The sequence below is a fragment of the Paraburkholderia sprentiae WSM5005 genome, assembly GCF_001865575.2.
GTDB lineage: Bacteria > Pseudomonadota > Gammaproteobacteria > Burkholderiales > Burkholderiaceae > Paraburkholderia > Paraburkholderia sprentiae.
Genome location: NZ_CP017561.2, coordinates 399,647 through 413,093, shown reverse-complemented (window position 1 = coordinate 413,093; position 13,447 = coordinate 399,647). Strand labels below are relative to the sequence as shown.

Here is a 13,447-nt window from a genome sequence, read left to right as displayed (position 1 = left end):
GCGCGTCAATACGCGTGAATACGTTTCCCAAGGATGTCCCGATGACCGATCTTCTTCAACTTCCGTCCAAGCCGTGCGCGCTGCGCGTGATGCCGCAGCCATCGGATGCGAACATTCACGGCGACGTGTTCGGCGGCTGGATCATGGCGCAGGTCGACATCGCCGGCTCGATTCCGGCAAGCCGTCGCGCGAATGGGCGGGTCGCGACGATCGCGGTCAATTCTTTCCTGTTTAAGCAGCCGGTGTTCGTCGGCGATCTGCTCAGCTTTTACGCGGATATCGTGAAGACCGGCAATACCTCGGTGACGGTGTCGGTCGAAGTCTACGCGCAGCGCATGAGGCTCGCGCAGGAAGTCGTCAAGGTCACCGAAGCGATTCTCACCTACGTCGCCACCGACAGCGACCGCCGTCCGCGCGCGCTGCCCGTGCTGGACTGAGCCAGCGCGGATCAGCGCGGATCAGCGCATGAGGCCCGGGCGCTCCATAGCCGCTCTTCTAATGGAAACGAGATGAAACTGATCGGAATGCTCGACTCGCCCTACGTGCGGCGCGTCGCCATCTGCATGAAGCTCCTCGCACTCGACTTCGGACACGAGTCGATTTCGGTATTCCGCACCTACGACCAGTTCGCGAAGATCAACCCGGTCGTGAAGGCGCCGACGCTCGTCGCCGACAATGGCACGATCCTGATGGATTCGACGGTGATCCTGCAGTATCTGGCGACGCTAGCGGGTCCCACCCCGCTGTTCCCGACGCAAGCCGATGCGGCGTTGCGCGCCGCGGGTCTGACGGGTCTCGCGCTCGCCGCGTGCGAAAAGAGCGTGCAGATCGTCTACGAGCGCAATCTGCGGCCTCAGGAGAAGCAGCACGAACCGTGGGTCGAGCGCGTGCGCGCGCAACTGCTCGCCGCCTATGCAGGACTCGAACACGAGTTGGGTGAAGGGCCGCTGCCCGATACGCAGGAGCAATTCAGCGCGGCGGACGTCGCCGTCGCCGTCGCATGGCAATTCACGCACATGATGCTGCCGCAGGCCGTCAGCAAGGCCGATCATCCGCGGCTCGAGGAGTTTTCCGCATTCGCGGAAAACCTGCCCGTGTTCAAGGACACGCCGGCGGAGTGAGCGGCGTTTGTTGACGCGACACGCGGCGACACCGGGCGCCGCGTGTCAGGCTGCTCGCACTCCCTCACGCTGGCTCCAGCTCCCGCTCCAAACCGCCGTGCAGCAACTCGGAAATCGCTTCCGTCGTTAGCGGCCTGGCGAAATAGAAGCCCTGCATTTCGTCGCACGCGCGTTCCTTCAGGAAGTCGAGTTGCGCGGACGTTTCCACGCCCTCGGCGATCACCTGCAGCTTCAGCGAATGCGCGAGCGCGATGATCGCCGACGTGATCGTCTCGTCGTCACCCGACATGCCGATATCCGACACGAACGAGCGATCGATCTTCAAGCGGTCCACCGGAAAGCGCTTCAGGTAGCTGAGGCTCGAATAGCCGGTGCCGAAGTCGTCGATCGCGAGACCGATGCCGAGTGCGTGCAGTTCGTTGAGCATCGACACCGCTTCTTCCGCGTTGCGCATGATCGTGCTTTCGGTCAGCTCGAGTTCGAGATACTTCGGTTCGAGCCCGGTCTCGTCGAGCACCTGGGTGACGAGCTTGGCGATGTCACGCTGCTGGAACACGCGCGCGGACAGATTCACCGACACGCGTGCCGGCGGCAAGCCCTGATCCTGCCACGCCTTGTTCTGGCGACACGCCTCGCGCAGCACCCACTCCGACAGCGGCCCGATCAGCCCGCTTTCCTCGGCCAGCGGAATGAACGACGACGGCGGCACCAGCCCGACCTCGGGATCGTGCCAGCGCACCAGCGCCTCGATACCGACGATCTGTCCGCTGCCGATCTCGACCTGCGGCTGGTAGTGCAGCAGGAACTCCTTGTCGCGCAGTGCGCGGCGCAGGCGTCGTTCGAGATTCAGGCGCGCGCCGGCGCTCGCGTTCATCTCCGGCTGGTAGAACTGGAACGTGTTGCGCCCCAGGTCCTTCGCGCGGTACATCGCGACGTCGGCCTTCTTCATCAGCGTTTCGGCATCCTCGCCGTCCTGCGGGAACAGGCTCGCGCCCATACTGCAGCCGACGTACAGTTCGGTGCCGTCGAGCCACACCGGCTCGGCGATCGACGCCCGCACGCGCTCCATCCACGTGATCAGCGATTGCTCGTCGACGGTGTCGGTCATCACGATCACGAACTCGTCGCCGCCGTGGCGCGCAACCGTGTCGCTCGTGCGCGAGCAGCGCGCGAGCCGTTCGGCGACCACACTCAGCAGGCGGTCGCCGACGCTATGGCCGAGGCTGTCGTTGACGTTCTTGAAGCCGTCGAGATCGAGGAACACCACCGCGACGCCCGTATGGTGCCGCTGCGCGACGACGAGCGCATGTTCGAGCCGGTCGCGCAGCAGGTTGCGATTCGGCAACCGCGTGAGGCCGTCGTAGTTGGCCTGGTATTCGAGCTGCTCCTGATAGCGAATCAGCTCAGTCACGTCGTTGATGACGCCGATATGATGCGTGATCACGCCTTCCGCGTTCGGCACCGGCGCGATGAACAGCTGATTCCAGAACAGCGCGCCGTCCTTGCGATAGTTGCGCACCACCGCGCTGACCTCGCGGTTCGCCGCGAGCGCTTCGCGGATCAACGCGACGCCCTCCTGGTCGCGGTCGTCACGTTGCAGCACGCGGCAGTCTTGGCCGATCACTTCGGCGGGATCGTAGCCGGTGATGCGCATGAACGCCGGATTCACGTATTCGATCAGATTGCCCGACGGCGACGGCGCGGTGATCAAGATGGCGTTGACGCTCGCGTCGAGCGCACGGCTTTGCAGACGCAGCGCGAGATCGGCGCGCTTGCGCTCGGTGATGTCGGTGTACGAGCCGAGCACGCCGATCACCTGGCCGTTGCCGTCGGTGAACGGCAGCTTGCTCGTGACCGTCGTGCGATGCACGCCGTCGATCACGAAGTCGACCTCGACATTCATCTTCGGCACGCCGGTGCTCACGACTTGGCGATCCTGCTCGTTGAGCAGATCGGCGAACGCGCGCCACGCCAGGTCGGTGTCGCTCTTGCCGACCACCTGTTCGGGATACGCGAGCCCCGCGTCGCGCGCGAACGCCATGTTGCAGCCGAGATAGCGCGAGTTCAGATCCTTCCAGAAGATGCGCTGCGGTATGTTGTCGATCACCGCTTCGAGCATCTGGTTCGAGCGCTGCGCTTCGGCTTCGGCGTTGATCTGGTCGGTCACGTCGTCCGCCAGCACGAAGGCGGCGTCGCGGCCCATGAAGTTCAGCGCGTGACACGACACGTTCACGCTGATGATCGAGCCGTCCTTACGCCGATGCCGCCAGATACCCGCCATCGTGTGGTTCTGGCGCAGGTCGGCGCTCCGTTGCAGATGCTTCTCCAGGCGGCTGATTTCGGAGTTCGGGCGGATCGCGCGAATCGTCATCCCCAGAAACTCGCTTTCCGTGTAGCCGTATTGCTGGATCGCGGCCGCGTTGACGGCGAGAAAGCACAGCGAGTCGCGATCGAAGATGTACATCGGCACCGTGTGATCGTCGAACAGGCTGCGAAAGCGCTCGTCGTTGCGCACCCGCGCGCGGGCGCTGTGCAGCTTTTCGCGCGCGCTGTTCTCGCGCGCGCCGAACGTGAGCATCAGCAGCGCGCTGCCGGTGAGCATCGTCACGAGCAGCACGAACATCGCGCGCTCGCTGTCGTTCGCCGATGCCGCGAGCGAAGTCTGCAACGAACGGCTTTCCTCGCGGCGCAAGGTGGCGAGCGCGGCTTCGACACGCTCGAGCGCGAGAACAAGATGCGAGTTTGACGGCGCGGTGTCAGCGGAGCGTTCGAGGGATGGGTCGAATGGTGCGTCCAGAGGGGCCGCGCTGCCAGCGCCGCGCGGGTCGCTCGCGTCGTTGCGCAGCGTGTCCTCGACGTCGTCCTGCAACGCGTGCCGAGCCGCGCTCAGGTTGTCTAGCGCCCCGGACATGTCCGGCTCGCTCGCGAGCTCGTCGTGCAGTGCGTGCTCGCGGCTCGTGAGTGTTTTCGTCATCGAAGCGGCCAGCTCGGGCGGCACCGGCTTGCCCGATCCTTTCAGGCCGTGCAGCGCGGCGAGCGCGCTATCGAGCGCGGCGCGATACGCATCGAGGTTCTGGCGCACGCTGGTCGAGCGCTGCAGGCGCGCATCAGCGTCGCGCTGCCCGCCAATCTGCGTGTACGCGACGAACGCGTTCGCACCGACCGCGACGACCACGACCGCGATATTGATCAGCAGCCGCTTCGATAAATAAGGAATCATGGGTTCCGAACGTCAATCGTTCCGAGGGCGGGAGCGCGCGCTCGCTATCGGTGCGTCGGGCCGCATCGATGCAAGTCCTTTACGTGCCAACCTTTGGATATCGGCAGCAATCGGAAGCGGGTTGAGGGTCGGCGAGAAAAAAATCTGCGGATCGGGGAAAAGCTGGGTTTGGATGGGGGCGCCTAGCCGGGGGCGCCCAGCCGGGGGCGCCCAGCCGGGGGCGCCTAGCCGGGGGCGCCCAGCCGGCCGCGCCTAGCCGGCCGCACCTAGCCGGCCGCTCCAAACTCCTTCATCGCCGGCACGAAATCGTGATTCGCGTCGGCCTTGCGCGACAGCTTCGCGAGCACGTAGCGCTTGAATGGATCGAGCTCGGCCCAGCGCGCGACGCTCGGCGCGGCGAGACCGGCCAGCCCCGCCTGATGCGCGACAGCGTCGGGCACGCTGTCGGTTCGACGCCAAACCGGCGACTCCTCCGGCGTGAACCACTCGGGTTCGACGTTCGCGTGCGTGCGCAGCATCTCGAACAGCGCGTGATCGAAATTCGGTTCGATCTGCGTGTCTTCTTCGACCGGGAAACGCGCGAGCAGCTTGCGGTCTTCGAGCGGCAGCTGCTGCCACTGCGCGAGCGTGATGCGCAGCCCGAAACGGTCGAGATTGAAGCGCACCGACATCGGCATGTAAGTGAAATTCTCCGAAGACGCGACTTCGAAGTCGAACAGAAGCGGTGCTTCGTTGAGTCCCATGTCAGTGCTCCTTGTCGGTGGCGGGCAGCGTGCGGGCGTCGCTTGAGGTATTTTAGAACCTTATTCGCGCGCCGGCGGCCCGCGCGGCGGCCGGCGCGAAGCAACCGGCGAGCCCAGCGGACCGATGAACGCGCGGCATGGTACAGGAGTGAAGCAGCTTGAACGGACAGGAAAACGGGCGGGAAACCGGGCCGGCAAACGGCCGGCCCCATGCCCTCGACACCGACGAACAACCCGGAGCGGTGCAATTCGAAGTACGCCGCCATCGCGGCGCGGCGGTCGAAACCGCCACCGACCACGTCGGCCAGGAGTGGCCGGTCGCGCTCGTGTTCAACGGCATCTCGCACGCGGTGATGATGTGCACGCCACGCGATCTCGAAGCGTTCGCGGTCGGCTTTGCGATTTCGGAGGGGATCGTCGAGCGCGGCAGCGACATCCAGGATATCGAGGTCGAACTGCACGACCACGGCGCGCTGCCGCATGCCGAGGTGCAGTTGCAGGTCGTGCAGCAGGCGTTCGCCGGTTTGAAGGAAAGGCGCCGGGCGCTCGCCGGGCGCACCGGCTGCGGCGTGTGCGGCATCGAAAGCATCGATCTGCTCGATCTGAAACCGCAGCGTGTGCCGGACACCGGCTTCTTGCAGCGGCTCGCGCCGGATGCGATCGCGCACGCGGCGCGCGCGCTGCCCGAGCACCAGGCGCTCACGCGTTTGACAGGCGGCCTGCATGCGGCCGCGTGGTGTGATGCGCAAGGCGTGATCCGCTACGCGTTCGAGGACGTCGGCCGCCATAACGCGCTCGACAAGCTGATCGGCCAACTCGTGCTCGACCGTGCCGATACGCGCGACGGTTTCGTGTTTCTCTCGAGCCGCGCGAGCTACGAGCTGGTGCGCAAGGCCGCGCGTGTCGACGTGCCGATGGTCGCGACGATCTCGGCGCCGTCGTCTCTCGCGATTGCGATCGCGCGCGAGGCGGGCGTGCGGCTGGTGAGCTTCTGCCGCGAAGGCAGCTACGTCGACTACGACACCTGGCAGCGCGAGGCCTGAGCGCTTGAAGCAGCGCGGCGACGATGCGCGGCCAACGCATCCGAAGCCCGCCTGGCGCCGCGCGCCCCTCAATCGAACTGCCGGAAATCCGGCTTGCGCTTCTCGAAGAATGCCTTGAACGCCTCGCGCGCTTCGGGCGCAAGCAGCATCTTGCCGAAGTGCACCGCTTCCTCGGTCATCTGCGTCTGCAGTTCCTGCTGGCTCGCGCGCTTCATCAGGCTCTTCGTCACGCGCAACGACGACGCCGGCAGCGCCGCCAGCTTCGCAGCCTGCGCCGCCGCGAACGCGTCGACTTCGCTCGCCGGCAGCACGCGATTCACGAAGCCCATGCGGTGCGCTTCCGCCGCGTCGAACGCCTCGCCGAGCAGCAGTTTTTCCGCCGCCGCCTGATAGCCGCCCGCGCGCTGCAGCAGCAGGCTCGACGCTGCCTCGGGGCACAGCCCGAGCTGCGTGAACGGCAGCGAAAAGCTCGCGGTATCGGCCGCGTAGACGAGGTCGCAATGCAGCAGCAGGGTCGTGCCGATGCCGACCGCCGGCCCCGCGACCGCCGCCACCACCGGTTTTTCCGCCGAGCTGAGCGCCCGCAGGAACTGGAACACCGGCGGCGTTTCGCCGACCGGCGGCGACTTCATGAAGTCTTCGAGATCGTTGCCCGCGCTGAAAATGCCCGCGCTGCCGCGAATCAGGATCGCGCGCACCGACGCATCGCTCTGGGCCTCGACGAGCGCGTCGGCCATCGTCTGATACATCGCGGCCGTGATCGCGTTTTTCCTGCCGGGTCGGTTGAAACCGATGGTCAGCACCGCGTCGGCGCGCTCGACCAGAATATCCGTCGTCATCCCGTTCATCTCCTTGTGCTCCTGCTGAATGAAGAAACGGTTCGCAAGCGGGGCGGCCTGCGAACCGTTGCGCGGTCCTTAGTGGATCACGGAAGGATCCCCGGGTCGATCACCGGCTCACAGGCGTTCGATAATGCCCGCCGCACCCATGCCCGTACCGACGCACATCGTCACCATGCCGTACTTGTAGTTGCGGCGGCGCAGGCCGTGCACCACGGTCGCCGCACGAATCGCGCCCGTCGCGCCGAGCGGATGGCCCAGCGCGATCGCGCCGCCGAGCGGGTTGATCTTCGACGCATGGAGGCCGAGGTCCTGGATCACCGCGAGCGACTGCGCGGCGAACGCCTCGTTCAGTTCGATCCAGTCGAGGTCGTCCTGCTTCAGGCCGGCGGCTTTCAGCGCGGCCGGGATCGCTTCCTTCGGGCCGATGCCCATGATTTCCGGCGGCACGCCGCGCACCGCGAAGCTGACGAAGCGCGCGAGCGGCGTCAGGTTGAACTGCTTGAGGATTTTTTCCGATACGACGATCAACGCGCCCGCGCCGTCCGAGGTCTGCGAGCTGTTGCCGGCCGTGACCGAGCCTTTGTTCGCGAACACCGTACGCAGCTTCGCGAGGCCTTCCATCGACGTGTCCGCGCGCGGACCTTCGTCGAGCCTCACCTCGCGCGCCTTCACGCTGACTTCACCGGTCGCGAGATCGGGGAAACGCTCGGTGACCGTGTAGGCGGCGATTTCGTCGTTGAATTCGCCGGCTTGCTGCGCGGCGATCGCGCGGCGGTGCGATTCGACCGAGAACGCGTCCTGCGCGTCGCGGCTGATCTTCCAGCGCTCGGCGACCTTCTCCGCGGTCAGGCCCATGCCGTACGCAATGCCGACGTCTTCGTTGCGATCGAAGATATGCGGCGACAGCGACGGCTTGTTGCCCATCATCGGCACCATGCTCATCGATTCGCAACCACCCGCGATCATCGCGTCCGCTTCGCCGACGCGGATGCGGTCCGCGGCCATCGCGAGCGCGGTCAGTCCCGACGCGCAGAAGCGGTTCACCGTGACACCGCCGACCGTGTTCGGCAGACCGGCGAGCAGCGCGCCGATCCGCGCGACGTTCAGACCCTGCTCCGCTTCCGGAATCGCGCAACCGACGATCGCGTCTTCGATCACGCCGGTGTCGAGGCCGGGCACCTGAGCGACGGCCGACCTGATCGCGTGAACCAGCAGCTCATCCGGACGCGTGTTCCTGAACACGCCGCGCGGCGCCTTGCCGATCGGCGTACGGCTCGCGGCGACGATATATGCGTCTTGCAATTGCTTTGTCATTTCGAGTTCCTCTCTCTCGCCGCTTAGTTGCGCACCGGCTTGCCGGTCTGCAGCATGCCCATGATCCGTTCCTGCGTCTTCTGCGTGCCGAGCAACTCGACGAACGCACGACGCTCGAGTTGCAGCAGCCACTCTTCGTCGACGAGACTGCCCGCTTCGACGTCACCGCCGCACACCGCTTCCGCGATGCGGCTCGCGATCAGGAAATCGTGATCGCTGATGAAACGGCCGTCGCGCATGTTGACGAGCGACGCCTTGATCGTCGAGATCGCCGAGCGGCCCGCGACCGGCACCTGCGTCGCGCGCAGCGGCGCACGGTAGCCCGCGGCGGCGAGCGCGCGCGCTTCCTTCTTCGCGACGTCGAGCAGTTCGAACACGTTGAAGACGATCGTGTCGGACGGCTTCAGGTAGCCCATCGCGCGGGCGTCGAGCGCGGAGGCCGACACCTTGGCCATCGCCGCGTTCTCGAACGACTTCTGCAGGAACTTCAGCAGATCGCTCGTCGCGCCGACCTGGCTTGCAGTTTCGGCCGCGCGCAGCGCCGCTTCCTTCAGGCCGCCGCCCGCCGGCACCAGACCCACGCCGACTTCGACGAGACCGAGGTAGCTCTCGATGTGCGCGACGCGCTTCGCGCTATGCAACGCCAGCTCGCAGCCACCGCCGAGCGCAATGCCCGAGATCGCCGAAATCACCGGCACGTTCGCGTACTTCACGCGCAGCATGCCCTGCTGGAATTTCTTCACGAACGGCTCGATGCCCTTCGCGCCGCCCATCATGAACGCGGGCATCGCTTCTTCGAGGTTCGCGCCCGCCGAGAACGGCCCGCCCGGCGTGCCGAGCTTCAGCGACGTCGGCTGCCATACGACGAGGCCCTTGTAGTCCTTTTCGGCCAGTTCGATCGCCTGCGTCAGACCGTCGATCACCGCCGGTCCGATCGTGTTCATCTTGCTCTTGAACGACACGATCAACACGTCGTTCTCGCCCGCGCGATCGTCGACCCATGCGCGCACCGCCTCGGTCTCGAACAGCGTCTTGCCGTAGGTCTTCGGATCGGCGCCGGTTTCGCCGACGAGCGGCGCGCGGAACACCTGCTTGTCGTACACGTCGAGCGACGAGCGCGGCACGAAGGTCCTGGCGGCCGGCGACCACGAGCCTTCGGCCGTGTGCACGCCGCCCTTCTCGCCGACCGCGCCTTCGAACACCCACGACGGCAGCGGCACGTTGGCGAGCGCCTTGCCCGCGGCGATGTCTTCCTGCACCCACTCGGCGACCTCCTTCCAGCCGGCCGTCTGCCAGCCTTCGAACGGGCCTTCGTTCCAGCCGAAGCCCCAGCGGATCGCGAGATCGACGTCGCGCGCATTGTCGGCGATCGATTCGAGATGCACGGCGATGTAGTGATAGACGTCGCGGAAGATCGCCCACAGGAACTGTGCCTGCGGATGCTGCGTTTCGCGCAACAGCTTCAGACGCTCGGCGGCCGGACGCTTCAGGATGCGGCCGACGATTTCATCGGCCTTCGCGCCGCCGTCAACGTACTCGCCCGTCTGCGGGTCGAGCACCTTGATCGCCTTGCCTTCCTTCCTGTAGAAGCCGCCGCCGGTCTTCTGGCCGAGCGCGCCCTTCCTGACCAGCTCGGCGAGCACGGCCGGCGTTTCGTAGACCGGGAAGAACGGGTCGTCCGGCAACGTGTCCTGCATCGTCTTGATCACGTGCGCCATCGTGTCGAGACCGACCACATCGGCGGTGCGGAACGTCGCCGACTTCGCGCGGCCGAGGCGCGCGCCGGTCAGGTCGTCCACTTCGTCGAAGCGCAGGCCGAGCTTCGCGGCCTCGGCAATGACCGCGAGGATCGAGAAAATGCCAACGCGGTTCGCGATGAAGTTCGGCGTGTCCTTCGCGCGCACGACGCCCTTGCCGACCACGCTGGTCAGGAAGGTTTCGAGCTGATCGAGAATTTCCGGGCGCGTCGTCGCGGTCGGGATTAGTTCGACCAGATGCATGTAGCGCGGCGGATTGAAGAAGTGCACGCCGCAGAAACGCGCCTTCAAGTCGTCCGCGAAACCTTCCGACAGTGCCGTGATGGACAGACCCGAGGTGTTGGTCGCGAAGATCGCATTCGGGCCGAGGTGCGGTGCGACCTTCCTGTACAGGTCGTGCTTCCAGTCCATGCGTTCGGCGATCGCTTCGATCACGAGGTCGCATTCGGCGAGCTTCGCGATGTCGTCGTCGTAGTTCGCGGGCTGGATGTATTGCGCGTCTTCCTTCACGCCGAATGGCGCCGGCGACAGCTTTTTCAGATTCTCGATCGCCTTCAGCGCGATTCCGTTTTTCGGGCCTTCCTTGGCGGGCAGGTCGAACAGCAGCACGGGCACCTTGGCGTTGATCAGGTGCGCGGCGATCTGCGCGCCCATCACGCCGGCGCCGAGCACCGCTACCTTGCGAATGATCAGATTGCTCACGTCGTTTCTCCGGAGAGTTTGTGCGGTGGCGCGAAGCGTCAGCCGTGCTTCGCGCGATGTGTGTGGCCTCGCTCGATGGGTGAGCGTCAGAACAACGCTTCTTCGACGTCCATCATCGGCTTCGAACCGGCGCGCGCCTGGCGGATCGTCATCGCCGTTTCGGGCAACAGCTTCGCAAAATAGAAACGCGCGGTCGCGAGCTTCGCCTTGTAGAACGGATCGCCTGATGCCTGTTTGTCGAGCGCGATACGCGCCATGCGCGCCCAGAAGTACGAGAACACCAGATGGCCCACCGTGCGCAGATACGGCACGGCCGCAGCGCCGACTTCGTCCGGGTTCTGCATTGCCTTCATGCCGATTTCCATCGTCAGCTTCTGGACCTTTTCGCCGATGTCGGCGAGCGGGTTCACGAACTCCTGCATCTCCGGCTTAATCCCTTCGGCTTCGACGAATTCGGCGACGAGCTTGCCGAACTTCTTCATCTTCGCGCCCATGTCGCCGAGCACCTTGCGGCCGAGCAGGTCGAGCGACTGGATGCCGTTGGTGCCTTCGTAGATCATGTTGATGCGCGCGTCGCGCACGTACTGTTCCATGCCCCATTCCGCGATGAAGCCGTGACCGCCATAAATCTGCATCGCGTGATTCGTGCCTTCGAACGCGTTGTCCGACAGGAACGCCTTCAGGATCGGCGTGAGCAGCGCGACCAGGTCGGCGGCTTCCTTGCGCTCGGCTTCGTCGGCGTGCGACAGCTCCTTGTCGATATGGAGCGCCGCCCAGTACGAGAATGCGCGGCCGGCCTCGGCGTAGGCCTTCTGCGTGAGCAGCATGCGGCGCACGTCCGGATGCACGATGATCGGATCGGCGGCCTTCTCCGGCGCCTTCGGACCGGTCAGCGAACGCATCTGCAGACGCTCTTTCGCGTACGTGAGCGAGTTCTGATACGCGACTTCGGTGAGACCGAGGCTCTGCATGCCGACGCCGAGACGCGCGGCGTTCATCATCACGAACATCGCGTTCAGGCCTTTGTTCGGCTCGCCGACCATCCAGCCCTTCGCGTTGTCGAGATTGATCACGCAGGTCGCGTTGCCGTGGATGCCCATCTTGTGCTCGATCGAGCCGCACTTCACGCCGTTGCGCTCGCCGGGCTCGCCCGCTTCGTTCGGAACGAACTTCGGCACGATGAACAGCGAAATGCCCTTGGTGCCCTTCGGCGCATCCGGCAGACGCGCGAGCACGAGGTGAATGATGTTCTCCGCCAGATCGTGCTCGCCGCTCGAGATGAAGATCTTCGTGCCGCTGATCGAGTACGAGCCGTCGCCGTTCGGCTCGGCCTTGGTACGCAGAATGCCCAGGTCGGTGCCGCAATGCGGCTCGGTCAGACACATCGTGCCGGTCCAGACGCCCGCGACGAGCTTCGGCAGATAGCGCTGCTGCAGCTCCGGGGTGCCGTGCGCGCGCAGGCACTCATACGCGCCGTGCGACAGGCCCGGATACATCGTCCACGCCTGATTCGCCGAGTTCAGCATTTCGTAGAGCGCGTTGTTGACGAACGCGGGCAGTCCCTGGCCGCCGTATTCCGGGTCGCAGCCGAGCGCCGGCCAGCCGGCTTCGACGTATTGCCGATAGGCCTCCTTGAAGCCTTTCGGCGTGGTCACGACGCCATCGCCGGCATACGTGCAGCCTTGCTGGTCGCCGCTGTGATTGAGCGGGAACAGCACTTCGGAGCAGAACTTGCCGGCTTCCTCGAGCACCGCGTTGATCGTGTCGGCGTCGAGTTCGGCGTGCTTCGGCATGTGCCGAAGTTCGGCCTCGACGTTGAGCAGTTCGTGCAACACGAATTGCATGTCGCGCAGCGGCGCGGCGTACTGTCCCATGACTCTCTCTCCCTAGTTTGACGAAAAGCCAGGCCGTTGCCCGTGTCCGTGGTCGGACCTTCTGCGCCGCGCGCTTCCGGTAGGTTCCGGCGACGCCGCTAACGGCTTTCGCTCTGATACGAATTAATCAGTTTCTCCAGCGCGGCCCACGTGAGACGCACGGCATCCGGCAGATGCAGGAAGCGCGCGTCGTGATGCAGGCCGAGCGTGACGCTGTACAGCTCGAACAGCATCAGCTGCGGATCGGTATCGGCACGCAGGTGCCCTTCATCCATTGCCTGCGAAATCGCGCGCGTGAGCGCCGCCCGCCAGATCGTCACGCTCGACACCAGTTGCTCGCGCACCTGGCTGTCCGGGCGATCGTCGTATTCGACGGCACCGCTGATATAGATGCATCCGGTCGTGACTTCCTGAATGCGCTTGTCGATCCAGCGGGAAATCATCGCGCGCAAGCGTGGCAGACCGCGCGGCTCACGCAAGCTCGGGAAAAACACCTCCTGCTCGAAACGGCGGTGATATTCGCGCACGGCCTCGACCTGCAGATCCTCGCGCGACCCGAAATGCGCGAACACACCGCTCTTGCTCATCTGCATGCGCTCGGCCAGCAGGCCAATGGTCAGACCTTCCAGTCCATCTCGGCCTGCCAGATCGAGTGCTGCGTCGAGAATCGCGGCGCGGGTTTGCTCGCCTTTTCGCATAGCTGGTTTACCGTTCTAATGTGACCGAATCAAAATCGAACGGCCGTACTATTATTGAGTGCGTGCCGTCCGCGAAACAAGGACTTTATTAGAAACCGGTTTCTAACCGGTTCCTAATTTTGCGGCTTTCGAC

10 protein-coding genes are annotated in these 13,447 nt (G+C 65.2%); 3 read left to right on the top strand and 7 right to left on the bottom strand.

Features of this window, described 5'->3' with window-relative positions; genetic code table 11:
• Positions 1-41 precede the first annotated feature (41 nt).
• Positions 42-437 (top strand): acyl-CoA thioesterase, encoded by a 396-nt coding sequence (locus tag BJG93_RS01955; RefSeq protein ID WP_027199688.1) that lies wholly within the window; start codon positions 42-44, stop codon positions 435-437.
• Between the two features lie 72 nt (positions 438-509).
• Positions 510-1,121 carry a glutathione S-transferase family protein gene (locus BJG93_RS01950; RefSeq protein ID WP_027199687.1) on the top strand — a complete coding sequence of 204 codons (612 nt, stop codon included), beginning with the start codon at positions 510-512 and terminating at the stop codon, positions 1,119-1,121.
• A gap of 64 nt (positions 1,122-1,185) precedes the next feature.
• Here the strand turns inward: BJG93_RS01950 and BJG93_RS01945 are convergent, their stop codons facing one another.
• Positions 1,186-4,341, bottom strand: coding sequence for a sensor domain-containing protein (locus tag BJG93_RS01945; RefSeq protein WP_027199686.1), 3,156 nt, complete (start codon positions 4,339-4,341; stop codon positions 1,186-1,188).
• 266 nt (positions 4,342-4,607) lie between these two features.
• Positions 4,608-5,084, bottom strand: coding sequence for a nitrate reductase associated protein (locus tag BJG93_RS01940; RefSeq protein WP_027199685.1), 477 nt, complete (start codon positions 5,082-5,084; stop codon positions 4,608-4,610).
• Positions 5,085-5,242: 158 nt separating this feature from the next.
• Here BJG93_RS01940 and fdhD point away from each other — a divergent pair, with 158 nt between their 5' ends.
• Positions 5,243-6,127 (top strand): formate dehydrogenase accessory sulfurtransferase FdhD, encoded by an 885-nt coding sequence (fdhD, locus tag BJG93_RS01935; RefSeq protein ID WP_027199684.1) that lies wholly within the window; start codon positions 5,243-5,245, stop codon positions 6,125-6,127.
• Positions 6,128-6,195: 68 nt separating this feature from the next.
• Here the strand turns inward: fdhD and BJG93_RS01930 are convergent, their stop codons facing one another.
• The 5 genes from BJG93_RS01930 to BJG93_RS01910 form a co-directional block, all read right to left on the bottom strand.
• Positions 6,196-6,966, bottom strand: coding sequence for an enoyl-CoA hydratase (locus tag BJG93_RS01930; RefSeq protein ID WP_027199683.1), 771 nt, complete (start codon positions 6,964-6,966; stop codon positions 6,196-6,198).
• Positions 6,967-7,083: 117 nt separating this feature from the next.
• Positions 7,084-8,283, bottom strand: coding sequence for an acetyl-CoA C-acyltransferase (locus tag BJG93_RS01925; protein ID WP_027199682.1), 1,200 nt, complete (start codon positions 8,281-8,283; stop codon positions 7,084-7,086).
• A 23-nt stretch (positions 8,284-8,306) separates the two neighbouring features.
• A complete protein-coding gene (locus BJG93_RS01920) occupies positions 8,307-10,742 on the bottom strand; it encodes a 3-hydroxyacyl-CoA dehydrogenase/enoyl-CoA hydratase family protein (protein ID WP_027199681.1) in 2,436 nt (811 codons plus the stop codon).
• An 86-nt stretch (positions 10,743-10,828) separates the two neighbouring features.
• Positions 10,829-12,616, bottom strand: a complete 1,788-nt coding sequence (locus tag BJG93_RS01915; RefSeq protein ID WP_027199680.1) for an acyl-CoA dehydrogenase C-terminal domain-containing protein — start codon at positions 12,614-12,616, stop codon at positions 10,829-10,831.
• Between the two features lie 98 nt (positions 12,617-12,714).
• Entirely contained in the window at positions 12,715-13,314 is a 600-nt protein-coding gene (locus tag BJG93_RS01910) for a TetR/AcrR family transcriptional regulator (protein WP_027199679.1), read from the bottom strand.
• Positions 13,315-13,447 lie beyond the last annotated feature (133 nt).